Origin of the sequence: Pseudomonas sp. MWU12-2319 (genome assembly GCF_023242525.1) — a bacterium.
Classification (GTDB): Bacteria; Pseudomonadota; Gammaproteobacteria; order Pseudomonadales; family Pseudomonadaceae; genus Aquipseudomonas; species Aquipseudomonas gingeri_D.
Genome location: NZ_JALJES010000007.1, coordinates 243251 through 266940, shown reverse-complemented (window position 1 = coordinate 266940; position 23690 = coordinate 243251). Strand labels below are relative to the sequence as shown.

General features: G+C 59.4%; 25 protein-coding genes, 1 tRNA gene and 1 pseudogene. 17 read left to right on the top strand and 10 right to left on the bottom strand.

Annotation, left to right across the window (positions count from 1 at the left end; all coding sequences use genetic code 11):
* Positions 1-27: 27 nt before the first annotated feature.
* Genes lolA through cysG form a run of 5 tightly spaced genes read left to right on the top strand, consistent with a single transcriptional unit; the run spans position 28 to position 5058 of the window.
* Positions 28-651: an outer membrane lipoprotein chaperone LolA gene (gene lolA, locus M5C01_RS14485; protein ID WP_103498219.1), complete on the top strand. Its 624-nt coding sequence runs from the start codon at positions 28-30 to the stop codon at positions 649-651.
* Between the two features lie 19 nt (positions 652-670).
* Positions 671-1996: a replication-associated recombination protein A gene (locus M5C01_RS14480; protein ID WP_100940094.1), complete on the top strand. Its 1326-nt coding sequence runs from the start codon at positions 671-673 to the stop codon at positions 1994-1996.
* The gene (gene crcB, locus M5C01_RS14475; RefSeq protein WP_100940095.1) at positions 1993-2367 is read left to right on the top strand and encodes a fluoride efflux transporter CrcB; all 375 of its coding nucleotides are present in this window, start codon (positions 1993-1995) and stop codon (positions 2365-2367) included. Before M5C01_RS14480 ends, crcB begins: the two co-directional genes overlap by 4 nt.
* Positions 2368-2382: 15 nt before the next feature.
* A complete protein-coding gene (gene serS, locus M5C01_RS14470; RefSeq protein ID WP_103498220.1) occupies positions 2383-3663 on the top strand; it encodes a serine--tRNA ligase in 1281 nt (426 codons plus the stop codon).
* Positions 3664-5058, top strand: coding sequence for a siroheme synthase CysG (gene cysG, locus M5C01_RS14465; RefSeq protein ID WP_152739832.1), 1395 nt, complete (start codon positions 3664-3666; stop codon positions 5056-5058). It abuts the gene before it with no gap.
* A gap of 182 nt (positions 5059-5240) precedes the next feature.
* Here the strand turns inward: cysG and M5C01_RS14460 are convergent, their stop codons facing one another.
* The 7 genes from M5C01_RS14460 to M5C01_RS14430 form a co-directional block, all read right to left on the bottom strand.
* Entirely contained in the window at positions 5241-6242 is a 1002-nt protein-coding gene (locus tag M5C01_RS14460; protein WP_152739833.1) for a glutathione S-transferase family protein, read from the bottom strand.
* A gap of 88 nt (positions 6243-6330) precedes the next feature.
* Positions 6331-7332: a glycosyl transferase family protein gene (locus M5C01_RS14455; protein ID WP_152739834.1), complete on the bottom strand. Its 1002-nt coding sequence runs from the start codon at positions 7330-7332 to the stop codon at positions 6331-6333.
* Positions 7329-7664 (bottom strand): TusE/DsrC/DsvC family sulfur relay protein, encoded by a 336-nt coding sequence (locus M5C01_RS14450; protein WP_103498224.1) that lies wholly within the window; start codon positions 7662-7664, stop codon positions 7329-7331. Before M5C01_RS14450 ends, M5C01_RS14455 begins: the two co-directional genes overlap by 4 nt.
* A complete protein-coding gene (gene tusB, locus M5C01_RS14445) occupies positions 7661-7960 on the bottom strand; it encodes a sulfurtransferase complex subunit TusB (RefSeq protein WP_103498225.1) in 300 nt (99 codons plus the stop codon). Before tusB ends, M5C01_RS14450 begins: the two co-directional genes overlap by 4 nt.
* Positions 7960-8322: a sulfurtransferase complex subunit TusC gene (gene tusC / locus M5C01_RS14440; protein ID WP_103498226.1), complete on the bottom strand. Its 363-nt coding sequence runs from the start codon at positions 8320-8322 to the stop codon at positions 7960-7962. The genes tusB and tusC overlap by 1 nt, the downstream gene beginning before the upstream one ends.
* A 1-nt stretch (position 8323) precedes the next feature.
* Positions 8324-8716, bottom strand: a complete 393-nt coding sequence (tusD, locus tag M5C01_RS14435; protein ID WP_103498227.1) for a sulfurtransferase complex subunit TusD — start codon at positions 8714-8716, stop codon at positions 8324-8326.
* A gap of 111 nt (positions 8717-8827) precedes the next feature.
* A complete protein-coding gene (locus tag M5C01_RS14430; RefSeq protein ID WP_103498228.1) occupies positions 8828-9496 on the bottom strand; it encodes a Bax inhibitor-1/YccA family protein in 669 nt (222 codons plus the stop codon).
* A gap of 122 nt (positions 9497-9618) precedes the next feature.
* Here M5C01_RS14430 and M5C01_RS14425 point away from each other — a divergent pair.
* The 3 genes from M5C01_RS14425 (at position 9619) to M5C01_RS14415 (ending at position 11192) form a co-directional block, all read left to right on the top strand.
* Positions 9619-9706: transfer RNA gene (locus tag M5C01_RS14425), tRNA-Ser, on the top strand.
* Positions 9707-10006: 300 nt separating this feature from the next.
* Positions 10007-10687 (top strand): hypothetical protein, encoded by a 681-nt coding sequence (locus M5C01_RS14420; protein WP_152739835.1) that lies wholly within the window; start codon positions 10007-10009, stop codon positions 10685-10687.
* Positions 10688-10907: 220 nt separating this feature from the next.
* A complete protein-coding gene (locus M5C01_RS14415; protein ID WP_349292396.1) occupies positions 10908-11192 on the top strand; it encodes an RES family NAD+ phosphorylase in 285 nt (94 codons plus the stop codon).
* Positions 11193-11543: 351 nt separating this feature from the next.
* Here the strand turns inward: M5C01_RS14415 and M5C01_RS14410 are convergent.
* Positions 11544-11804 (bottom strand): annotated as a pseudogene (locus M5C01_RS14410) (transposase); the annotation flags it as partial.
* Between the two features lie 426 nt (positions 11805-12230).
* Here M5C01_RS14410 and M5C01_RS14405 point away from each other — a divergent pair.
* The 9 genes from M5C01_RS14405 (at position 12231) to M5C01_RS14365 (ending at position 21527) form a co-directional block, all read left to right on the top strand.
* Positions 12231-12944 (top strand): GntR family transcriptional regulator, encoded by a 714-nt coding sequence (locus tag M5C01_RS14405; protein ID WP_177103715.1) that lies wholly within the window; start codon positions 12231-12233, stop codon positions 12942-12944.
* Positions 12941-13852, top strand: a complete 912-nt coding sequence (locus M5C01_RS14400) for a dihydrodipicolinate synthase family protein (protein ID WP_152739837.1) — start codon at positions 12941-12943, stop codon at positions 13850-13852. Before M5C01_RS14405 ends, M5C01_RS14400 begins: the two co-directional genes overlap by 4 nt.
* The gene (locus M5C01_RS14395; protein ID WP_152739838.1) at positions 13845-15362 is read left to right on the top strand and encodes an aldehyde dehydrogenase; all 1518 of its coding nucleotides are present in this window, start codon (positions 13845-13847) and stop codon (positions 15360-15362) included. Before M5C01_RS14400 ends, M5C01_RS14395 begins: the two co-directional genes overlap by 8 nt.
* Positions 15359-16705, top strand: coding sequence for an FAD-binding oxidoreductase (locus tag M5C01_RS14390; RefSeq protein WP_152739839.1), 1347 nt, complete (start codon positions 15359-15361; stop codon positions 16703-16705). The genes M5C01_RS14395 and M5C01_RS14390 overlap by 4 nt, the downstream gene beginning before the upstream one ends.
* A 72-nt stretch (positions 16706-16777) precedes the next feature.
* Positions 16778-17626 carry a glycine betaine ABC transporter substrate-binding protein gene (locus M5C01_RS14385; RefSeq protein WP_152739840.1) on the top strand — a complete coding sequence of 283 codons (849 nt, stop codon included), beginning with the start codon at positions 16778-16780 and terminating at the stop codon, positions 17624-17626.
* A gap of 78 nt (positions 17627-17704) precedes the next feature.
* Positions 17705-18823 (top strand): glycine betaine/L-proline ABC transporter ATP-binding protein, encoded by a 1119-nt coding sequence (locus M5C01_RS14380; RefSeq protein WP_152739841.1) that lies wholly within the window; start codon positions 17705-17707, stop codon positions 18821-18823.
* Complete coding sequence (locus M5C01_RS14375; RefSeq protein WP_152739842.1) at positions 18820-19668, top strand: ABC transporter permease subunit; 849 nt, start codon at positions 18820-18822, stop codon at positions 19666-19668. The genes M5C01_RS14380 and M5C01_RS14375 overlap by 4 nt, the downstream gene beginning before the upstream one ends.
* The gene (locus M5C01_RS14370; RefSeq protein WP_152739843.1) at positions 19665-20516 is read left to right on the top strand and encodes an ABC transporter permease subunit; all 852 of its coding nucleotides are present in this window, start codon (positions 19665-19667) and stop codon (positions 20514-20516) included. The genes M5C01_RS14375 and M5C01_RS14370 overlap by 4 nt, the downstream gene beginning before the upstream one ends.
* Before the next feature lie 12 nt (positions 20517-20528).
* A complete protein-coding gene (locus M5C01_RS14365) occupies positions 20529-21527 on the top strand; it encodes a 4-hydroxyproline epimerase (RefSeq protein ID WP_152739844.1) in 999 nt (332 codons plus the stop codon).
* Between the two features lie 72 nt (positions 21528-21599).
* On the opposite strand, the gene M5C01_RS14360 is transcribed toward M5C01_RS14365, so the two are convergent.
* Both M5C01_RS14360 and M5C01_RS14355 read right to left on the bottom strand, forming a co-directional pair.
* Positions 21600-22559: a sugar phosphate isomerase/epimerase gene (locus M5C01_RS14360; RefSeq protein ID WP_152739845.1), complete on the bottom strand. Its 960-nt coding sequence runs from the start codon at positions 22557-22559 to the stop codon at positions 21600-21602.
* Positions 22556-23584, bottom strand: a complete 1029-nt coding sequence (locus M5C01_RS14355) for a Gfo/Idh/MocA family oxidoreductase (RefSeq protein ID WP_152739846.1) — start codon at positions 23582-23584, stop codon at positions 22556-22558. Before M5C01_RS14355 ends, M5C01_RS14360 begins: the two co-directional genes overlap by 4 nt.
* Positions 23585-23690: the final 106 nt, after the last annotated feature.

The window sequence follows — 23690 nt, the reverse complement described above, 5'->3', positions numbered from 1 at the left end:
CTTTCAACGAGTTCAATGAGGATTCCCATGCGTTTTATCCGCATGCTGTTGCTGCCGGTTCTGGCCTTGACCACGCTGTCGGCCCACGCCGATCCGAAGGACGTGGCGCGTTTGACCCAATTGCTCGAAAAGTCCCAGACCCTGACCGCGCGTTTCTCGCAGTTGACCCTGGACGGCGGCGGTACCCAGTTGCAGGAAACCGCCGGCGAGATGACCCTCCAGCGCCCGGGCCTGTTCTACTGGCACACCGATGCGCCGCAGGAGCAGACCATGATCTCCGACGGCCAGAAGGTCACCCTCTGGGACCCGGACCTGGAACAGGTCACCATCAAGAAGCTCGACCTGCGCCTGACCCAGACCCCGGCCCTGCTGCTCTCCGGTGATGTCTCCAAGATCAGCGAAAGCTTCGATATCAGTGCCAAGGAAGCCGGCGGCGTGATCGACTTCGTCCTCAAGCCGAAAACCAAGGACACCCTGTTCGACAGTCTGCGCCTGTCGTTCCGCAACGGCCTGATCAATGACATGCAACTGGTCGACAGCGTCGGCCAGCGCACCAACCTGCTGTTCACCGGGGTCAAGGCCAATGAACCCATCGACGCCGCCAAGTTCAAGTTCGTCATCCCCAAGGGTGCGGACGTGATCCAGGAATAAGAGGTTTCAGACGCCCGCCATGGACCTGTTCAGCCGTGCCCCGATTGCCCAGCCCCTGGCCGCCCGTTTACGCGCGACCAACCTGGATGAGTACGTCGGCCAGGAGCACCTGCTGGCTCGTGGCAAGCCGTTGCGCGAAGCCCTGGAGCAGGGCGCGCTGCATTCGATGATCTTCTGGGGCCCGCCGGGGGTGGGCAAGACCACCCTGGCGCGGCTGCTGGCGGAAGTCTCGGACGCCCACTTCGAAACCGTTTCTGCGGTGCTGGCCGGGGTCAAGGAGATCCGCCAGGCGGTGGAAATCGCCAAGCAGCAGGCCGGGCAGTACGGCAAGCGCACCATCCTGTTCGTCGACGAAGTGCACCGCTTCAACAAGTCCCAGCAGGACGCTTTCCTGCCCTATGTGGAAGACGGCACCCTGATCTTTATCGGCGCCACCACCGAAAACCCCTCGTTTGAACTGAACAACGCCTTGCTCTCCCGGGCGCGGGTCTATGTGCTGAAAAGCCTCGACGAAGCGGCCCTGAACAAGCTGGTGCAGCGGGCCTTGAGCGAAGAGCGAGGCCTCGGCAAGCGCCAGCTGAGCCTGGGCGAGGAAGGCTTCAAGATGCTGCTGTCGGCGGCCGACGGCGATGGTCGGCGGTTGCTCAACCTGCTGGAAAACGCCTCGGACCTGGCTGAAGACGGCGAGGAAATCGGCGTCGAATTGCTGCAAAGCTTGCTGGGGGATACCCGCCGGCGTTTCGACAAGGGCGGCGAGGCGTTCTACGACCAGATTTCCGCCTTGCACAAGTCGGTGCGCGGCTCCAATCCCGATGGCGCCCTGTACTGGTTCGCGCGCATGCTCGACGGCGGCTGCGACCCGCTGTACCTGGCCCGCCGGGTGGTGCGCATGGCCAGCGAGGATATCGGCAACGCCGATCCACGGGCCCTGAGCCTGTGCCTGGCGGCCTGGGATGTGCAGGAGCGACTCGGCAGCCCCGAAGGCGAATTGGCGGTGGCCCAGGCCATTACCTACCTGGCTTGCGCGCCGAAAAGCAACGCCGTCTACATGGGCTTCAAGGCCGCCATGCGCAGCGCCGCCGAACATGGCTCGCTGGAAGTGCCGCTGCACCTGCGCAACGCACCGACCAAGCTGATGAAGCAGTTGGGCTACGGCGACGAATACCGCTACGCCCATGACGAACCCGACGCCTATGCGGCGGGCGAGGACTATTTCCCCGAGGAACTGGAGCCCCAGCCCTTCTACCAGCCAGTGCCACGGGGGCTGGAATTGAAGATCGGCGAAAAGCTCAACCACCTCGCGGCCCTTGACCGCAACAGCCCGAAACAACGGAGAAAGCCTTGATCCGCACCGTCCTTGCCGTCTCCTTCGCCGGGATTATCGGCACCCTGGTGCGCTTCGCCACCGGCAACCTGATCAACGCCAATTGGCCGCGGCACTTCTATACCGCGACATTGGCCGTTAATATCGTGGGCTGCCTGGTGATTGGCGTGCTCTACGGTCTGTTTTTGCTGCGTCCCGAGGTGCCGATTGAGATCCGCGCCGGCTTGATCGTGGGATTTGTCGGCGGCCTGACCACATTTTCATCCTTTTCACTGGATACGGTGCGCCTGCTGGAAAGCGGGCAGGTACTGATTGCCCTGGGCTATGCGGCCCTCAGCGTATTCGGCGGGCTGCTCGCGACCTGGGCCGGCCTGTCCTTGACCAAACTCTGATAACGAGAAACCGACATGCTCGATTCCAAACTGTTACGTAGCAACCTTCAGGACGTAGCGGATCGCCTGGCCTCCCGTGGCTTCAGCCTCGATGTCGCCCGCATCGAAGCGCTGGAAAACCAGCGCAAGGTGGTGCAGACCCGCACCGAACAATTGCAGGCCGAGCGCAATGCGGTTTCCAAGAGTATCGGTCAGGCCAAGCAGCGCGGCGAAGACATCGCGCCGTTGATGGCCAGTGTTGAAACCATGGGCTCCGAGCTGAGTGAAGGCAAGGTTGCGCTGGATGCGATCCAGGCGGATCTGGATGCGATCCTGCTGAGCCTGCCGAACCTGCCTCACGAGTCCGTGCCGGTCGGTGCGGACGAAGAAGGCAACGTCGAAGTGCGCCGTTGGGGCACGCCGACCGCTTTCGACTTCCCGATCCAGGACCACGTTGCCCTGGGCGAGAAGTTCGGCTGGCTGGATTTCGAAACCGCCGCCAAGCTGTCCGGTGCCCGTTTCGCCTTGCTGCGGGGCCCGATTGCCCGCCTGCACCGCGCCCTGGCGCAATTCATGATCAACCTGCACATCACCGAACACGGCTACGAAGAGGCCTACACGCCTTATCTGGTCCAGGCGCCGGCCCTGCAGGGTACCGGCCAGCTGCCGAAGTTCGAGGAAGACCTGTTCAAGATCAGCCGCGAAGGCGAAGCCGACCTGTACCTGATCCCGACCGCCGAAGTGTCGTTGACCAATATCGTTTCCGGCGAAATCGTCGATCCGAAACTGCTGCCGCTGAAGTTCGTCGCCCACACCCCGTGCTTCCGCAGTGAAGCCGGTGCGTCGGGCCGTGACACCCGCGGCATGATCCGCCAGCACCAGTTCGACAAGGTCGAGATGGTCCAGATCGTCGAGCCGTCGACTTCCATGCAAGCCCTGGAAGGCCTGACCGCCAACGCCGAGAAGGTCCTGCAACTGCTGGAGCTGCCGTACCGCGTTCTGGCGCTGTGCACCGGCGACATGGGTTTCAGCGCCGTGAAGACCTACGACCTGGAAGTCTGGGTGCCGAGCCAAGACAAATACCGTGAAATCTCGTCGTGCTCCAACTGCGGCGACTTCCAGGCCCGTCGCATGCAGGCGCGTTTCCGTAACCCGGAAACCGGCAAGCCCGAGCTGGTCCACACCCTGAACGGTTCCGGCCTGGCCGTGGGCCGTACGCTGGTGGCGGTGCTGGAAAATTACCAGCAGGCCGACGGTTCGATTCGTGTGCCGGAAGTGCTCAAGCCCTACATGGGCGGCATCGAGGTCATCGGCTAAATGGAATTTCTGCCGCTGTTCCACAACCTGCGTGGCCGCCTTGTGCTGGTGGTCGGCGGGGGGGAGATTGCCTTGCGCAAATCCCGCCTGCTGGCCGATGCCGGTGCGGTGCTGCGGGTTGTCGCGCCCGAGGTCGAGGGTCAACTGGGCGAGCTGGTCAGTGGCAGCGGCGGCGAGTTGCTGTTGCGCGGTTACCTTGAGTCCGACCTCGACGGTTGCGGGCTGATCATAGCCGCCACCGACGACGAGCCACTCAATGCCCAGGTCTCGGCGGATGCCCATCGGCGCTGCGTGCCGGTCAATGTGGTGGATGCGCCGGCGTTGTGCAGCGTGATCTTCCCGGCGATTGTCGACCGTTCGCCGTTGATTATCGCGGTGTCCAGCGGTGGCGATGCGCCGGTGCTGGCGCGCCTGATCCGGGCCAGGCTGGAAACCTGGATTCCTTCGACCTACGGCCAGTTGGCCGGTTTGGCGGCGCGTTTCCGCAGCCAGGTCAAAGGCCTGTTTCCGGCTGTGCAGCAGCGCCGGGCGTTCTGGGAAGAAGTGTTCCAGGGCCCGATTGCCGACCGGCAACTGGCCGGGCAGGGTGCTGAAGCCGAGCGCTTGCTGCTGGAGAAGATCAACGGTGCGCCGCCGAATGCGCCGGGTGAGGTGTATCTGGTGGGCGCGGGACCGGGTGATCCAGACCTGCTGACCTTCCGTGCCCTGCGTCTGATGCAACAGGCGGATGTGGTGCTGTATGACCGCCTGGTGGCGCCGGCGATTCTGGAACTGTGCCGCCGCGATGCGGACCGGATCTATGTCGGCAAGCGTCGCGCCGATCATGCCGTGCCCCAGGATCAGATCAACCAGCAACTGGTTGATCTGGCGAAGCAAGGCAAGCGTGTGCTGCGGTTGAAGGGCGGCGATCCGTTTATCTTCGGCCGTGGCGGCGAAGAGATCGAAGAGCTGGCGGCCCAGGGGATTCCGTTCCAGGTGGTGCCGGGGATCACGGCGGCCAGCGGCTGTTCGGCTTATGCCGGGATTCCGCTGACCCATCGCGATTACGCGCAGTCGGTGCGGTTTGTCACCGGGCACTTGAAGGATGGCTCCACGGACCTGCCCTGGGCGGATCTGGTGGCACCGGCGCAGACGTTGGTGTTCTACATGGGGTTGGTCGGGTTGCCGGTGATCTGTGAGCAGTTGATTGCCCATGGTCGTTCGGCGCAGACCCCGGCGGCGTTGATCCAGCAGGGCACTACATCGAATCAGCGGGTGTTTACCGGGACCTTGGCGAATCTGCCGCAGTTGGTGGCGGAGCATGAAGTGCATGCGCCGACGCTGGTGATTGTCGGGGAAGTGGTGCAGTTGCGTGAGAAACTGGCCTGGTTCGAAGGCGCGCAATCCCAGGTTTGATGCAAATCCCTACTGTGGGATCTGGGCCTGACGATATCTAAAGTGCGGTGTCGAGCACAATTTTGTGCACGACATCAACCTGTAGGAGCAGGGCTTGCCCGCGAAGAAGTCCTTGAGATCGCTAAAAGCTTCGCGGCGGTGCGGCGTCCGGACAAGCCACGCTCCTACAGTTTTGCGGTGTGTTAGAGGTCGCGCCAGACACCACGTCCAGCCAGTTTTTCCCGATCATGGCTTCCCATGAAATCCTGCTCCGGTCCCTTGGGCACAATCCCGGTCGGATTGATGGTCCGGTGACTGGCGTAGTAATGCCCCTTGATATGGGCAAAATCCACCGTCTCGGCGACGCCCGGCCATTGATATAGCTCTCGCAGCCAGTTCGACAGGCTCGGATAATCGGCAATCCGCCGCAGATTGCACTTGAAGTGTCCGTAGTACACCGCGTCAAAACGAATCAGCGTGGTGAACAGCCGTACATCCGCTTCCGTCAGGTACTCCCCCGCCATATAACGGTTTTCCGCCAGATGCCGTTCCAACTGCTCCAACTCACCGAACACATCATCAAAGGCTGCTTCATAAGCTCCCTGTGACGTGGCAAACCCGGCGCGATAGACACCGTTGTTCACCGCCGGATAGATGCGTTCGTTCCAGCTGTCGATCTGCGGGTGCAAGGCTTGGGGATAGAAATCCAGCTGATTGCCGGTCAGTTCATTGAACGCGCTGTTGAACATCCGGATGATTTCCGACGATTCATTGCTGACGATGCGCTGCAATTGCTTGTCCCATAGCACCGGCACGGTCACGCGGCCGGTGTAGTCGGCGGTATCGGCGGTGTAGCGCTGGTGCATGAAGGTGTGGTTATCCAGCGCATCGCCGCTGGAGCCGTAGGCCTTGTCGAAGGTCCAGCCGTTTTCCAGCATCAACCAGCTGACCACCGATACATCGATCAGGCTTTCCAGGCCCTTGAGCTTGCGCAGGATCAGGGTGCGGTGGGCCCAGGGACAGGCCAGGGAGACATAAAGGTGATAACGCCCGGCTTCGGCCTTGAACCCGCCTTCGCCGCTGGGACCGGGCCTGCCGTCGGCGGTCAGCCAGTTGCGGCGTTGCGCCTGTTCGCGCTGGAACGCGCCGTCTTTGCTGCTTTCGTACCACTGGTCATGCCAGCGGCCGTCGATCAAAAGGCCCATCGGAAACTCCTCGGCAAGTGTGCAATGGAGTTCAGTCTAAAGGCCTTTGTTCGAAAAAATAGCGCAAACCCTGGGGGTTAATCATCGATCAGATCGATCTATCCCGTGCATCCCAGTAGCGCCGGGCCTGTTCGAAGGCCTGTTCGCGGGGCGTGCCGAGGCCGCGCAGGGCCAGGGCCATGGTCGAGATCAGGGCCAGTTGCGGGTAGCTGTCCTCGACGTCGCCGCGCCAGAGCGCCTTGAGGTGTTCGGGTTCCAGGGTCGCCGGTTTCACATGGCGTTGCTCGGACAGCGCCGGCCATTCCTCGTCCCAGCTTTCGCCGCCGGTGGTGCCGTAGAGATGGCTGCTGCTGTCCGGGTTGACCTCGATTTCGCCGCCGTCGCCCTTGATCACGATCACCGTGTCGCCCAGCAAGCCGCTGGCGTCGCGGTGCACTGCCTGGTAGCCGGGATGGAAGATGCTTTGCAGGCCACAGCGCGCGCCCAGCGGGTTGAGCAATCGCGCCAGGGAATGGATCGGCGAACGCAGGCCGAGGATGTTGCGCAGGTCGATCATCCGCTGCAAAGGCGCGGCCCAGTCGCCCAGGGGCATAAAGGCGATATTGCCCTGGCCGATCGCCTGCTCGACGGCCGGCCAGTCGCGGCACAATGGAATCTGCAGCGTCTCGAGCAATTGTTCGGTGTAGAGACGGCCCGCAGTATGGGCGCCGCCGCCGTGCATGAATATCTTGATGCCGTTCTGTGCCAGACACTTGGCGGCCAGCAGGTACCAGGGCAGGTGACGCTTCTTGCCGGCGTAGCTCGGCCAGTCCAGGTCGATCGCCAGCTTGGGCGCTTGCAAACGCTCGCGCAGGGCTTCAGTGAAACCGGCCAGTTCCTCCGGGCTTTCTTCCTTGTGGCGCAACAGCATCAGGAAGGCACCGAGCTGGGTGTCCTCGACCTTGCCGTCCAGCAGCATGCCCATGGCCTCGCGGGCTTCTTCGCGGGTCAGGTTGCGGGCGCCGCGCTTGCCCTTGCCGAGGATGCGGACAAACTGGGCAAACGGGTGCTCGGCGGGCGTTTCGATGATCAACGGCGTGTACTCGGTCATAAGCAGTTCGTCGGTTTGGGCAGGCCCGCCAGCTTGGCGGCGAGTTTGGCGGGGGTGCCTTTGAACAAACGGTTGAGGTGCAGGCTGTTGCCTTTCTCGGCGCCCAGCTTCAAGGCGGTGTACTTGATCAGCGGGCGGGTCGCGGGGGAGAGCTCGAACTCGCGGTAGAAGCCGCGCAGCAATTCGAGGATTTCCCAGTGCTCGGGGCTCAGTTCGAGTTCTTCCCGCGTGGCCAGGGCGGCCGCGACTTCCGGCGACCAGTCGCCCAGTTCGACCAGGTAGCCGTCCTTGTCCAGGGCGATGGCCTGTCCGTTCACCGTCAACGTGTTCATAGCCAGGTATTGACCTTGTCGTAACGGATCGACAGTTCGACAAATGCCGGGTAGTCGACGCTGGTGGCCCAGGTCGGGCACTCCAGGCCGCGGGCTTGCAGGTCTTCGTCAAGGAGGAACAGGCGCAGGTCATCAGCGCGTTCTTCCAGGGCTTCAAGCGGCAGGCTGCGCGGTTGCACGGCATGCACCGCGTCGCCACAGAGCAGCAGCGCATCCTCGCTGCCCAGCAGGCGCAGGCAACTGCCCAGGCGACTGTCGGTAAAAGGGGAGTGGGACAACACATGCAAGGTCGACATCAGAGGGTGATCACCTGGTCATAACGGTTAACAAGTGCACTGAGCTGTTCAGCGGTGAGCACCTCAAGGTCTTCGCCGGCGACCTGGGTCGGAAAAATCCCGCGGTCGGCCAGGCTGTCGGCGCAGGCGTACAGCTCGTCGATGCCGAACAGCGACAGCGCCTGGAGGTTGGCGGTCAGGTCTTTCTGTTGCAGGGCCTTGGCGTTCTGCTCGGGCATCAACTGGAAGACACCGTCGTCCATGAACAGCAGGCCGATGGGCAGATCGAACGCACCGCCGGCCAGCACGATATCCAGTGCTTCACGGGCGGCCGGGCCGGACCAGGGCGCCTGGCGGCTGATAATCAACAGGGACTTGGGCATTTCAAGGCCCTCCAAAGCAGATCAAGCGGTCGGCGGTTTGCACCGCATCGTGCAACTGGCCCAGGCCGGACAAGGCCCAGGGCGCGCTCAGATTGACCGCCGAGCGTTGATAGCGCTGGGCTTCTTCGTCGTTCAGCACGCCACGGCGCAAGGCCGCGGCGATGCAGACCACGCCGTCAAGTTGGTGTTCGTTGACGAAATTCGCCCATTGCCGGGGCAGGTCCTGCTCGTCCTGGGGCGTGACCACACTGCTCGACGCGCTGTGCACGCCGTCCTGATAAAAGAACAGCCGCACAATCTCATGCCCACCGGCGAGAGCGGCCTGGGCGAACAGCAGGGCGCGGCGGGAGGAGGGCGCGTGGGGCGCGGAAAACAGCGCAATGGCAAACTTCATGGGGGACTCTGTCAGCAAACCTGCCGTCATGATAAAGCCAGAACCCCCAAGAAGCTAAATCGCGGGCAAGAAAAAGCCCGTCGAAGCGGGCTTTTTGCTTAACAGCAGCGATCAATCATCGCGGCCCATGATGCCGAAGATCTGCAACAGGCTGATAAACAGGTTGTAGATCGACACATACAGGTTGATGGTCGCCATGATGTAGTTACGTTCCCCGCCCTGGATGATGGCGCTGGTCTGGAACAGGATCATGGCCGAGGAGATCAGCACGAAACCGGCGCTGATCGCCAACTGCAGGCCACTGATGTGGAAGAAGATGCTGGCCAGCATCGCACCCAGCAGGACGAAAACGCCGACGGTGATGAAACCGCTGAGGAAGCTCATGTCCTTGCGGCTGATCAGCACGTAGGCCGACAGGCCGCCGAAGACCAGGGCGGTCATGGCGAAGGCCGAACTGACCACTTCGGAGCCGCCCTGCATACCCAGGTAGCGGTTGAGGATCGGGCCGAGCAGGTAGCCCATGAAGCCGGTCAGGGCGAAGGTGGAGACCAGGCCCCAGGCCGAGTCACGGAGTTTGTTGGTGAGGAAGAACAGCCCGTAGAAACCGATCAGCACCACGAACACGTTCGGGTAGCCGACGTGCATCTGCTGGGAGATATAGGCCGTCAGGCCACTGAAGGCGAGGGTGAGGGCCAGAAGGCTGTAGGTGTTGCGCAGGACGCGGCTAACTTCTAGCTGCTCAGCCTGCACGCTGTTAACGGCGTAATCCTGTTCGCGCATGGCGACACTCCTTCGGGTTTGAAATGTTCAGTCTCAAAGATCATACCAGAGGCTCTGTAACAAGCTATCACGAGAGTTTGACAGTGTGTTTCATTCCGGTATTATGGCGCCCGCAGTACATAGGAGGTGTGGCCGAGTGGTTTAAGGCAGCAGTCTTGAAAACTGCCGACTGTAACAGGTCCCAGAGTTCGAATCTCTGCGCCTCCGCCATACACAGACCTCAAAGCCCCGGAATCCGGGGCTTTGTCGTTTCTGGGGTTTGCCCTGCCCATACTCCAGCCCATACTTTGGCGCCTGGTTTGCTTTGGACCTCCCGGGATTCCAGTCAGTGCTAATTCAAAGGCGATAACGCAGATCACCGCATTTTCGTCCGAGGATTGCTGAAGGTGAGTTTCACTGAGCCGCCAAACGGTCAGCGCTGCCACCGGGAAAACGAGTAAGATTGCTCCAGATGGATTATTAGCATTACCATGGTTTTTTGATAATCATGCTAATTTGTGGAGTGCAGGTATGGGCCTCGTTCATGAGTCTTCTCGGGTTTCCCGGGTTTCCGCTGTGTCGGGGACTGCTCGGGAGATGCGCGGCCAACTTGAGAAAACCGTTGCCGAGCGACTGATCGTGGTCGAGGTTGATCATGCGAGTGAGCACGCGATGCGCGCCATGGCCGAAACCATGACCAGCATCGCCATGCTGGTCGATACCTCATTGAAAATGCATGACCGGCGCTTGCTCGAGTCCTTGGTCGATGCCTTGGTCTCCAAAACACCACCGACACCGAACCTGATCAAGGAGGCCGGCATGATTGCCAGGTCGCGCCAAGCCGTGCTTGAGGGCGCGGACTGGCTGACAGCGGTACAGGTGTCGAAGCTGGCTGATTTGAGCCTCAGCAACCCCAGCACCCAACCCAACAAATGGAAGCGCCTAAGGCAGATATTCGCGATCCATCACCACGGCGTGGACTACTTCCCGGGTTATGGTCTGGACCCCGATACGGGCTTCCGGCCACTCAAGGTGCTCAGCAAAGTGCTGGAGATATTTGACGGTCAGAAGGATGGCTGGGGCCTGGCTTACTGGTTTCTGTCGGCCAACAGTTTTCTGGGAGGGCTGCGTCCTCAGGATCTATTGGCCAGTCAGCCGGATCGTGTGATTGCGGCAGCGCAAGACGAGGTGCAGGAGGTCGCCCATGGCTAGGCCTCCGAAGAAGGTTTCGCCTGGGATTGATCACTCGCAAACGCATGCTTTGATGGAAACACCCGAGCCGCCGAAGGTGCTTCGAGTCACGGCCATGATCTTCCCCAAAAAGACTCTCATGCATCGGGTCCATCAGGATCAGTAGCAGGCGGAGCAGTTCAATCCGGGTGTCAGGAGGAATGCTCGTTTCAGCCCGATTCAAACCACCGACGGATAATCTATTCCGACGATCTACGGTGCCAGTACCTTCGCCGCGGCCGCTATGGAAACGGTGTTTCATGACGTTCCCCATGTGGTGGGCTACAAGAGCTTCGACAAGCAAAAGCTCAAAGGGCAGGTCCATTCTGAAGTCCACAGCACTCGTGATCTGGTGTTGGCGGATTTAGGCAGTGTGGCCCTTCGTAAACTGGGCGTGCCACGCCGGCACCTGATTGATATCGAGAAGGACCAGTATCCGGCAACACGGCAGTGGGCCGCCGCGATCCAGGCGTGGAGCGGGTATTGAAGTGTTCCTCGGCTATGCCGGTTCAACGTTGGCCCGGTAAGGCCAGATCATGTCCCGCACACATGCCAACTTCAATGCGCTACGCGAACGGCTCTCCGAAATTATGGGAAAGCAGAAGGACAGCTTCATAGGGATTGAAATCCCACCGTTGTTGGCGCAATTAGTGCTGGACGACTGTCCTAGGTGTTCGGTCACGAAACGCGCCACCACTAACGGGGCCGCAACTTCCCCTGGGTCAAGTTTTTTGACGGGGACTTAGCCTCCAAAAAGCCAGCGACCACAGTCCAGAGAGATCAGTGTAGCCCGTAGTGTTTCTAGTCCAATGGGCCGCGGAGCGCCGGGGAGGCGGTTTTTTAAAATGGATTTCTCCCGCTCAAGTCGGGCGATTCGAGCTTCCAGATCCTGGATTTTCTGCTGCTCGGGCGTCAGCGCTTTGCTCTGCGGCGTCACGCCGTTGCGCTCCTGCTGGAGTTGGTTAATCCAGCGACGTGATGCGGACTCGACCACCCCGAGCGAGCGGCTGGCTTCGATATGGCTATAGCCTTGATCGAGAACGAGGCCTGCAGCCTCGCGTTTGAATTCAGCGGAAAAGGAACGACGTTGCTTGGTCATCAGACACCTCTATCTGGCGAGCATTCTCGCCTAAATGGATGTCCGGTTTCATTAGACCACTACAGCAGTAAGGTGGGCGCGGTCCTTGCGCGTTCAAAGGCATGTCGCAAACGCTGCCTGGCGTGTCGTATGGGGCCAACCGCGGCTCCACGAAAGTGCGCTTGGCAATAAGCTCTATTATCGAATGGTCTAGGAAAAAGCGTTCCAAAAACGACTCGATCCTTTCCTGTAACCGACGCTGTCGTTTTTTGAGGTTTATTATAACTTAATGAATTTAAAGGATAAGTTTCTATAAAGTACAAATTTATTATGTGTTTTCTATGTATACAACAAAAATACAATCTATTGACCGCCTCTAAAACCCATGCGAGTCTCGACTCATCGGTCAGCCGCGCCTGACCCCAAAACTACCTCAGGAGGTCGTTTGTGAAAAACGGCAAAACTTGTCTCTACGAAGACCTGAAACGGCAAATTCTGACAATGGAACTGGATCCCGACGAAGCGCTGGATGAAGTCATTCTCAGCGAACGTTATGGCTTGTCCCGAACGCCCGTCCGCGAAGTCTTCCGCCGCTTGGCCGGTGAAGGTTATGTCGATATTCGGGAAAACCGCGGTGCTCGGGTGATTCCAATGAATCACTCGACCCTGCGTAATTTCTTCCTGGTTGCACCGATGATGTATGCGGCCATCGGCCGCCTGGCGGTGCAAAATTTCAAGCCGCGTCAACTGATTGATCTGAAGGACACCCAGCACCGGTTCCGCCTGGCCACCACGTCAAGGGAGGCATTGGCCATGGTCGTCGAGAACAATCGTTTTCACGCGATCATGGGCGAAATGGCCGGCAACCAATATCTCCAACCCAGTTTGGAACGATTGCTCATTGATCACTCGCGAATCGGCAATACATTTTTCCGACCTCAAAACGAGGACATGGAAGAACGTCTTGAGCTGTCTGCGGGGCACCATGATTTATTTATCGAGGCCCTTGAGCGTCGTGATGAAGGCGCCGTCGTTGATCTGGTGTTTGAACATTGGGAGCTATCCCGAGAAAACATGGAAATTTTTATCGCCCCGCAAGGCATCAAGGCGGACGCGCTCGTTGATCTTCCACGCAATTCATTTCCGGAGAAATCGTCTTGAAATTTGAAGGTATTTATACGCCAGCGATCACGCCTTACAAGCCGGATGGGGAAATAGACTGGAGTGTCTACTCGCAAGTCTTGGAGTCGCTGATCGAGGCGAAGGTCCACGGCATTATTATCGGCGGGTCGACTGGCGAATATTATGCGCAGACTTCAGAAGAGCGCACCGAGCTGGCCGCTTACGCAAAAGACCTCATCGGCACGCGGGTGCAACTGATCATTAGTACCGGGGCCATTCGCACTGAAGAGGCGGTTCAGTACGCGAAGGATGCCAAAGCCATCCAAGCAGACGCCATTCTCGTCACTTCTCCGCCGTACGCGCTGCCGACTTCTCAGGAAAACGCGATACACGCACTGACTGTCGATCGCGCCGCCGATTTGCCGATCATGCTTTACAACTACCCCGGTCGCATGTGCGTGTCGATGGACGAAGATTACCTCACCCGTGTGAGCCAATCGAAAAACGTGGTGGCGATCAAGGAAAGCTCCGGCGACATGGGCCGTGTTCATCTGCTGGCGCGCAAATTCCCGCAGATTGCCATGTCCTGTGGGTGGGACGATCAAGCACTGGAGTTTTTTGCATGGGGCGCCAGAAGCTGGGTGTGTGCCGGGTCTAACTTCCTGCCCAGGGAACATGTGGCACTTTATCAAGCCTGTGTGATCGAGAAAGACTTCGACAAAGGCCGCCAGATCATGTCGGCGATGATGCCGCTGATGAATGCATTGGATGCCGGCAAGTTCGTGCAGTCGATCAAGTATGGTTGCGAGCTTGACGGGCTGAACGTCGGTGACGTGCGTTTGCCGCTTCAGCCTCTCGATACAGAAGAAAAGCAAAAACTTAAATCGGTCATCGCCGAGTTGAAACGCAACGTAGCAAGCATCGCTTCAGGAGCCAGCCATGGGTGATCTTCTGAGCAAGGCCGAATATGCCGCCATCGCCAAGGCTATTTCGTTCCCTGCCAACGCCTTCATCAATGGCGCGTTCAAACCTGCGATTTCTGGCAAGACGTTCGCCACGACCAATCCGGCGACCGGTGAGTGCCTGACCAATGTCGCCGCCTGCGCGTCGGCAGATGTCGATGATGCGGTGAGTAACGCCAAAGAGGCATTTGCGGACGGGCGCTGGAGATCGATTTCTCCCCGGGAGCGAAAAGCCGTTCTCCTGAAATTCGCCAATCTGCTTGAACACCATCAACACGAACTCGCCGTGCTTGAGAGCCTCGACAGTGGCAAGCCGGTCAGTGAATGTCAGTTGGTCGATGTTCCGGACACGATTCACACCCTGCGCTGGCACGCGGAGTTGATCGACAAGATTTATGACAACACCGCTCCAGTGGGCAATGACGCACTGACCCTGGTTGTTCGCGAGCCGATTGGCGTGGTCGGCTGCGTGCTGCCCTGGAACTTCCCGCTGTTGATGCTGGCCTGGAAAATCGGCCCGGCGCTGGCCGCGGGTTGCTCGGTTATCGTCAAACCCGCGGAGCAGACCACGCTGACGACATTGCGGGTCGCGCAGCTCGCTTTTGAGGCCGGTGTTCCCGCCGGTGTGCTCAACATTGTCACGGGTACCGGCAAGGATGTCGGCGAGCCCATTGGCTTGCATCACGACGTCGACATGGTCAGCTTCACTGGCTCGACCGCCACCGGTCGGCGGTTCCTGCATTACGCGGCCGATTCGAATTTGAAACGTATCGTCCTCGAGTGCGGGGGGAAAAATCCGGCCGTGGTGATGGACGATGCGCAAGACCTGGATCTGGTTGCCCAGCATGTCGTCAACGGCGCGTTCTGGAACATGGGCGAGAACTGTTCCGCGACCTCGCGTCTGCTTGTCCACGTATCGGTGAAGGATGAGCTGCTGCAGCGCATGGGGGCCTACATCCGCGAATGGAAAATGGGCGATCCCCTTGATCCGCAGAACCGTGTCGGAGCACTGGTCAGTCCCGAGCATTTCGCCAAAGTGAAGTCGTACCTCGAGCATGCCATCGCTGGAAAACTAGAGGTTGTGTACGGCGGCGGCACTGAAGAGGGTGCCTTTGTCGAGCCGACAGTGATTGACGGTGTCGATCGCCAGAGCCGCTTGTTCCAGGAAGAGATCTTTGGCCCGATTCTTTCGGTCACCACGTTCAGCACGATCGCCGAAGCGATTGCCCTGGCCAATGACACGGTCTATGGCCTGGCCGCGTCGGTTTACACCGGCAGCCTGCGACGCGCAATCAAACTGTCGCGAGAGATTCGCGCCGGAATCGTCACCGTGAACTGCTTTGGCGAGGGCGATGCGTCCACGCCTTTTGGTGGCTACAAGGCGTCGGGGTTCGGCGGTCGGGACAAATCGATTTTTGCTCACGATCAATACACCGAAATCAAAACCATCTGGATCGATGTGTCTGATCGGTCGGATGAAGAGACCGAAAAATGAGCACCCACACCATCAAGCGCCTTCCGGTCGATACCGGGGTTTCAGGGTGGGAGGCGATCTCCACACGCACTGCGCCTGTCCGCATGCTTGATGGAACCGTGACGGCGGATTGGCTGATTATTGGTGCCGGTTTTGCCGGCCTCTCCGCCGCTCGTCGACTGTCACAACTGCATCCCGGCGATAGCATCGCGGTCGTGGATGCCCATGAAGTCGCGAAGGGCCCGGCAGGCAGAAACTCGGGGTTCATGATCGATGTGCCTCACAGTCTTTCATCCGGGGAGTATTCGGTGGCGGGTGAGTCTGCCAGCGCATTGGAAATCGCCCAGAACCGCTTTGCTATCGCTTTTGCAACTGACGCGGCACGTGAATACGGAATGTCCGCGCAGACTTTTGATCCGTCTGGAAAGATCAATGCGGCGGCCACGGAGCGGGGCGTGAAGCTCAATGATAACTATGCCCAGTCGCTTAAAAGCATTGGCGAGCAATACCAACTACTTGATGCCGAACAGATGCAGGCGATCACCGGCTCACGTTATTACCACAGTGGGCTTTACACGCCTGGCGCGGTAATGATTCAGCCCGCTCAATATATTAGGGATCTGGCCTTTGGCCTGGATAAGTACATCAGTCTTTATGAGCGTTCACCGATTATTGAGCTGTCCAGGTCGGGAAATAGTTGGCGGGCGAAATCTCACCGTGGGGTGATCAGCGCGCCCAAGGTCATTCTCGCCGTCAATGGCCATATCGAGGACTTTGGCCATTTTCAAGGTCGCCTGTTGCATGTGTTTACCTATGCATCGATGACCGCGGCTTATAGTCATGAAGAGTTTGGACGCCCCGTCAGCGGTAGGGACCAATGGGCGTTGTTGCCCGCCGACCCCATGGGCGCGACCGTTCGGAAAATAACTTCACAGGGTCTTTCACGCATTGTGATCCGGACAAAGTTCACCTATGACCCGAGCATTCAGGTGACATCCAAGCGTGTGGCGGCCGTCGCTGAAGAACAGCGGCACTCCCTGGATGCGCGGTTTCCCGAGTTGAAATCGACACCGCTGGAATTTAGTTGGGCTGGACGTCTCTGTTTGAGCCGCAATAGCGCCCCTGCCTTTGGCGAAATAGAAGAAAACCTGTATTCAGCCTGCTGCGAGAACGGCTTGGGAACGGTGAAGAGCACCCTGGCGGGTGTGCTGGCCGCCGACTTGGCCACCGGTACGAATTCCAGAATGTTAGAAAGTTTTAGTCAAGCGCCGGGGCCAAGTAGGCTGCCACCCAAGTTACTCACAAAGCTGGGTGTTAATTCAGTCATTCATTGGCAGGCGCTGAGAGCAGGGCGAGAGAGCTAAAGGGTTCCAAACAACCGGCTTTTATTTCATAAAAGCCTAATCTCTAGTTTTAACCGTAGATCGGAGTACGCCATGAAAAAGATTTGGAAGGCATTCTGCGCTGTCGCTGTGGCTGGCGTTATGTGTTTGCCCGTTCACGCCGAAGAAAAAAACATCACCATGGGGACGATGACTTGGGAGGATTTGACGCCGATTACGGGAATTACCAAGAAGGTACTGGAAGATTCTGGCTACACCGTGAAAGTTGTGGAGTTTGCCGAGTGGGGCATCGCCTACGCTGCGTTAAGTAAGGGCGATGTTCAGGTCCTGGCGTCGCAGACGGACTATGCAGCGAACGATTACTGGAACAAAAACAAGAACAAGATCGAAAAAATATCGCCCGTCTCCTTCGGTCTTTACCAAGGCCTGGCGGTACCCAGCTATGTGGACATTGATTCCATTGACCAGCTGAATGCCAATTCGGAAAAACTCGGCGGCAAGATTATCGGCATTGAGCCAGGCTCAGGGCTGATGAGCGATGCCAACAATGTGGTTAAGGCCTATGACCTCAAGCTCAAGTTGGTCGAGGGCAGTACCACCGCCATGACCGCGGCGTTGAAATCGGCCGTCGACCGTAAAGAGTGGGTGGCCGTAACGGTTTGGGATCCGTCCTGGATGACCAAGAAATTCAATCTTAAATTCCTGAAAGATCCCAAAGGCATTTTCCCGCCGTTGCAGGGCTACTACTGGATTGGCCACAAGGGCTTTGCCGAAGGCAACCCCCGTGTCCGCGAACTGATGGCCAGCGTGTATGTACCCATTGCGGATATCACCGCGATGAATGCTGAAGTCAAGGACGGCAAGACCATGGAGCAGGCGGTCAAGGATTGGACCGATAGCCACACCGAGTTGCTCAAACGTTGGGAAAACATCAAGAACTGATTGCAACCTTTGTTTTATTGCCACTGCCGCTCTTTGATTCATTAGAGAAGCCAGAAAACTGGTTCACGGGTTACGAAAATGACAACGGCCAAAATAGACACCAACGAAGTGCTGATAGATTGCCAGTCAGTCTGGAAAATCTTCGGTAAAGCCGCACCTGCCGCGATGAATGCTGTCGTTCAGCAGGGGCTCACCAAGACCCAGATCCTGCAAAACTACGGCTGCGTGGTCGGCGTCTCCGACGTCAGTCTTCAGGTTCGCCGCGGCGAAATCTTTTGCATCATGGGCTTGTCCGGCAGTGGCAAATCCACCCTGATCAGGCTACTCAACAAGCTGATCACTCCGAGCTCAGGGACGGTCCTGGTTAAAGGCAAGGATCTGTCAGCCCTTAGCGCGGCACAGCTTCGTGAGGTGAGGGCACGTCATATCGGCATGGTCTTTCAGAGCGTCGCGTTGTTGCCCAATCGAACCGTGTTGGAGAACACCGCTTTCGGCTTGGAAGTACAAGGCGTGGGCAAGGCAGAGCGTTACAAGGTGGCCGAACAGGCGTTGGCCAAGGTCGGGTTGAGCGATTGGTCCGCGCGTTATCCCAGCGAGCTGTCTGGCGGTATGCAGCAGCGTGTGGGGTTGGCACGAGCCATCACCGCCGATCCCGAAGTGATCTTGATGGATGAACCGTTCAGCGCGCTTGACCCGTTGATTCGCAGGCAGTTGCAGGATGAGTTTCGCCAACTGACCAAGGAGCTGGGCAAGTCCGCCGTGTTTATCACCCACGACCTGGACGAGGCGATCCGCATCGGTGATCGCATCGCGATCATGAAGGACGGCGTGATCATCCAGGTGGGTACTGCCGAGGAGATCGTTCTCAAACCGGCTGACGACTACGTTGCGGAGTTTGTGGCGGGCATTTCCAGGCTGCATCTGGTCAGGGCTCATTCGGTTATGACACCTGTAGAGGCGTACACGGTAGCGAACCCTGGTTGCGACATCTCCAGGCTCAGCAAAACCTCTCTCGGCGCCGATATCAACGAGCTCATCGGATTGACGATGAAGTCCGAGCGCGATGCGCTTGCGGTCGTTGATAACTGTGCAGTGGTCGGGATCATTACGCCGCGCGATCTGCTGCGTGGCGTTCAAGGCATTCCGAATGAGTTCGCGGCTTCGTCCACAGCGACTGTTCTGGAGGCATCGACATGAGCATCCCGGACTTTTCCAATCAGTTCGACGCGGTCGTCGACTCGAGTCTGGAATGGCTATCGGATCACGGCGAGTTTTTGTTCGACACCGTCAACGCACTGCTGGCGGGCATTTACAAAAGCGTGCTCTGGTGTATTGCCTATCCGCCGTATTACCTCATCGCGATTGCCATTGCGTTGATAGGCTGGCGGGTGGTCGGCGTTCGGTTCGCGCTGCTCGCGGGTTTGGCGCTGTTGTTTTGCAACGTGATCGGCTTGTGGCCGGAGACGGTCAGCACCCTCGCCCTGGTGCTGACGGCCACCGTGCTCGCGCTGTTGGTCGCGATTCCATTGGGCGTGCTGGCCGGCCTTGCACCGTCAGTGGATCGCGTTGTCGACCCGGTGCTGGATCTGATCCAGACCATGCCTCCCTACATCTATCTATTGCCGGCCATCGCCTTGCTCGGCTACGGCCCGGCCACGGCGCTGTTGGCCACCTTTATCGTGGCCGTTCCGCCGGCCATACGCCTGACCTCCCTGGGGATTCGCATGACACCACGGGAGTTTATCGAGTTGGGGGAGGCCAGTGGCGTCACCGCTTGGCAGATGTTCTTCAAGATCCGCTTGCCATTCGCCAAGCCAAGCATCATGGCCGGGGTGAATCAGAGCTTGATGATGGCATTCGGCATGGTGGTGATTGCCGGCATCGTCGGCTCCGGTGGCCTGGGTGAGTCGATTTACGCAGCGGTTCGCACCCTGGATATTGCCAAATCGATCAATGCGGCCATCGCCATTGTCATTCTGACCATGATTCTGGATCGGTTGGCGCAGCACGCTGCACGCTCGCGGATGGGAGAAAGCCAATGACTACGCCTGACATTCAATTTTCCCCGGGCGAGTTCCTGGCGCCTGCAGTTGACTGGTTGAACACCCATCTGCACGGTTTGTTCAAAGGTATAAGCCAGGTCATCGAGGCGGTGCTGGGGGCGGTAGAGGCCACGTTACTGGGTCCCCACCCGTATCTGTTCATCGGTATCGTCGTTGTCGGCGCGTTCTTTTTGGCCAGCAAACGCATCGCTGTATTCGCGGCGTTGATGTTGGCTTTTTGCTTGTTCTCCGGCCTCTGGGTCGCCTCCATGCAGACCATTGCCCTGGTCTCGGTTGCGGTTCTGATATCGGTGGCCATTGCCTTTCCACTCGGAGTGCTGGCCGCCCGGGCGAAGCGGGTGGATGAAGCGTTCCTGCCGATCCTCAACATCATGCAGACGGTACCGCCATGGGTTTACCTGATTCCCGCGGTGATGCTGTTCAGCTTGGGGCGGGTACCGGCCATTATCGCGACCATTGTTTATGGCATTCCGCCGATGCTCAGGCTGACAACCCTGGCGTTCAAGCAGTTGCCAAAAGATTTGCTTGAGTTGGGGCAGGCGTCCGGGGCTTCGCCCAGGGACATCCTGTTCAAGATTGAGCTGCCGACGGCCACGCCAACGCTGTTGGTCGGTCTCAACCAATGCATCCTCATGTCCTTGGCAATGGTGGTACTGGCAGGCCTGGTAGGGGCCGGCGGTCTCGGCGCGGAAGTGACGCGAGGTCTCTCGAGGATGGAGATGGGCCTGGGGCTGCGTGCCGGCCTGGCGATTGTCGCCGTTGCGCTGCTGCTGGATCGTCTGTCACGCGGCGCCTTGCAGCGTCACTCCCCAGGCAAGCTTCTTTGAAAGGGTTCCAGTATGAGACGCAGCTTTTTTTGCATTGACTCACATGCCTGCGGCAATCCGGTTCGAGTGGTGGCCGGCGGTGGCCCGCTGTTGCCGTTGGTCTCGATGGCCGAGCGCCGGGAGATTTTTGTTCGCGAGCATGACTGGGTGCGAACCGCGTTGATGTTTGAGCCCAGGGGGCACGACATCATGTCGGGCGTCATCATCTATCCGTCCGTGCGTGATGACTGTGACTTTGGCGCATTGTTTATCGAGGTCAGCGGCTGCCTGCCCATGTGCGGCGCGGGCACCATCGGTTTGTCTACCGTGGTGATCGAGGAAGGCCTGATCACACCGCGCGAACCTGGCAAGCTGGCCATCGAGACGCCGGCGGGGCGCGTCGATGTCGACTACAGCATGAACGGCGAATCTGTTGACTCCATTCGCTTGTTCAACGTTGCCAGTTATTTGCACAGTGCCGATGTGGTGGTGGAGGTGCTTGGGGTCGGTGAGCTCGTTGTCGACATCGCTTACGGTGGCAATTTCTATGCGGTCGTCGAGCCACAGGAAAACTGGGCCGGCTTGCGCGGATTGAGCACGGCGGAGATCGTCAACCTCAGTCAGAAACTGCGTGCGGCCCTGGCCGGCGTCAGTGCCCCGGTGCACCCTGAGAACAGCCGGATCAGTGGCGTCCATCATGTTATCTGGTGTGACGACGAGCACAGCACGGCAGCCGATGGGCGCGCTGCGGTGTTCTATGGTGACAAGGCCATTGATCGCTCACCCGGTGGCACGGGGACGTCCGCGCGGATGGCCCAGCTGTTTGGCAAAGGCCGGTTGAAAGTGGGCGATACATTCCGCAATGAAAGTTTGATCGGGACGGTCTTCGAAGGGAAGGTCGAAGCATCGGTCAAGGTCGGGACGTTCGATGGTATCCGACCGAGTATCGGTGGCTGGGCGCAGATTACCGGGCACAACACTATTTTTGTCGACGATAAAGACCCTCTACGTCATGGCTTTCAGCTTGCTTGATCGGTAAAGCGCTGGTGCCGGGAACAAGGGCTTTTTCGTGTCTGGTCGACGGTATTATTTTCTCGGCCAGGGTCAGATGGCCTGGGGTTTGAAGTCGCCGGCGGCAACCGGCATCACGCCCTTGAGCAGGGCCACGGATTTTTCCAGGCCCTCAAGGCTGTTGAGCAGCACGTCCTCGTGTTCAACCGACAGCCAGCCATCGTAGCCGGCCATTTTCAGGCGGTAGCAGAACTGCCGCCACCATTGCTCGCCGTGGCCGAAACCCAGGGTGATGTAGGACCAGCTGCGCGCCGGGATATCCATCAGCGAGCCGTTTTCCAGAAGTGAATCAACGGCCTGCAGTGGGGCGTTGAGCAAGGTGTCCTTGGCGTGCACGTGATAGATCGCCTCGCCCAGTGCCTCGGCAGCCACTAACGGGTCGGCGCCCATCCAGAACAAGTGCGAAGGGTCGAGGTTGGCGCCGATCACCGGGCCGATGGCCTCGCGCAATTTCAGCAGCGCCCGCACGTTGTACACACACTGGTTGCCATGCAACTCCAGGGCGATGCGCTCCACTCCATGTGCCTGGGCCAGGTCGGCGATTTCGCTCCAGAATGGCAGCAGCCGCTCTTCCCATTGGTAGCGCAGAATGGTCTGGGTCTCCGGCGGCCAGGACGCCACCACCCAGTTGGGCATGCGGTCGCCGGCCTGGCCTTCGGGCAAACCGGACATCGCGCAGACAGTCTTGATCCCCAGTTCACCTGCCACGCGAATGGTGTCCTTCAGGCACTGGCCCTGTTCCGGTTGGGTGGGATGCAGTGGGTTGCCGTTGGCGTTGAGGGAAATGATTTCCAGGTTGTGTTCTTCAAAAGCGCGCTTGAATTCGCGCCGATTCGCGGCACTGTCGAGCATCTGCGCCAGGTTGAAATGTGGTGCGGTGGACCAGCCGCCGGTGTTCACTTCAAGGCCAGAGACCCCCAGTCGTTCTGCGTGCCTGAGCACGTCCCGAAAGGGCAGCGCGCCCAGGCTGTCGGTGACAAATCCCAGTTTCATGACAAGGCTCCTTCGCGTGACAAGTACAGGGCGGGGGTGTCTAGGGCGCGCAAGCTGACGCGGCGGCCTTCACTCAAGGCCTGAATCCCTGCCTGGGCGACCAGGGCGGCGCAGTAGCCATCCCAGGTATTGGCGGCGTGGGCCGGGAACACACCGGTATTGACGAACGCCAGGAACGCCTTGTCTTGCAGGCGGTAGGCCTCGGCGAAGCGCGGGCGCCAGTCAGCGGCATAGCGCTCTGCGGCCTGCCTCTGGGTGTTGACCCGGGTGTGAACGGGGCCGGCCAGTTGCACCGAACCTTGCTCGCCCACCAACTCGCCGCGTACGTCGTAGCCGTAATGGGCGTTGTTGTTGATTTCGATGTTCACCAAGTGGCCGTCGCGAGTTTCCAGCACCATGAACACCGGGGCGCCCACGCCGAGAGTCGACCGCCGCGCGGGTTGGAACACCGAAATGGCGCTGTACTCGGTGTCGAGCACATGGCGCACCACGTCGAATTCATGGGGTGCGGAATTGCTGATTGCCATCTGCCCGCTGAAGTTGGCTGGCGCTTCGACGTTGCGATGGAAGTTGTGCATCATCACCGCGCGGCCGATAACACCGTCCTGCAAGGCGCTTTTCATTTCCCGGTAAGCCGGGTCAAAGCGGCGCATAAAGCCCAGTTGCACGAACTGGCGGCCCAGGGATGTCTCCTTGTCGATCACGGCCAGGCATTCTTCCGGACTTTGCGACAGTGGCTTTTCACACAGGGCGGGCTTGCCGGCATTGATCGCGGCCATCGACAGTACGGCATGGGTCTCGTCGGGGCTGGCAATGATGATCGCATCCACATCGGCCCGCGCCAGGGTCTGCATCGGGTCGCTGGAAACGTCTGCGGCGCCGTAACGCTCGGCGATTTCCCGGGCGCGTTCCGGGGACGCGTCACAGATCACCTGCAAGGTGGCGCCCGGCAGGTCCTGGGCGATGATACGGGCGTGATCCGCCCCCATGATGCCGGCGCCGATGACGGCAATTCGTATGCTCATGATGTGGGGCGATCCTTGCAAAGTTTGTTTTGGTTGTTGTGGGGCGATTATCTGCAGCGCGAAATCATCCTTCAACGACTACCATCGCCTGTTTCTGATGTGATTC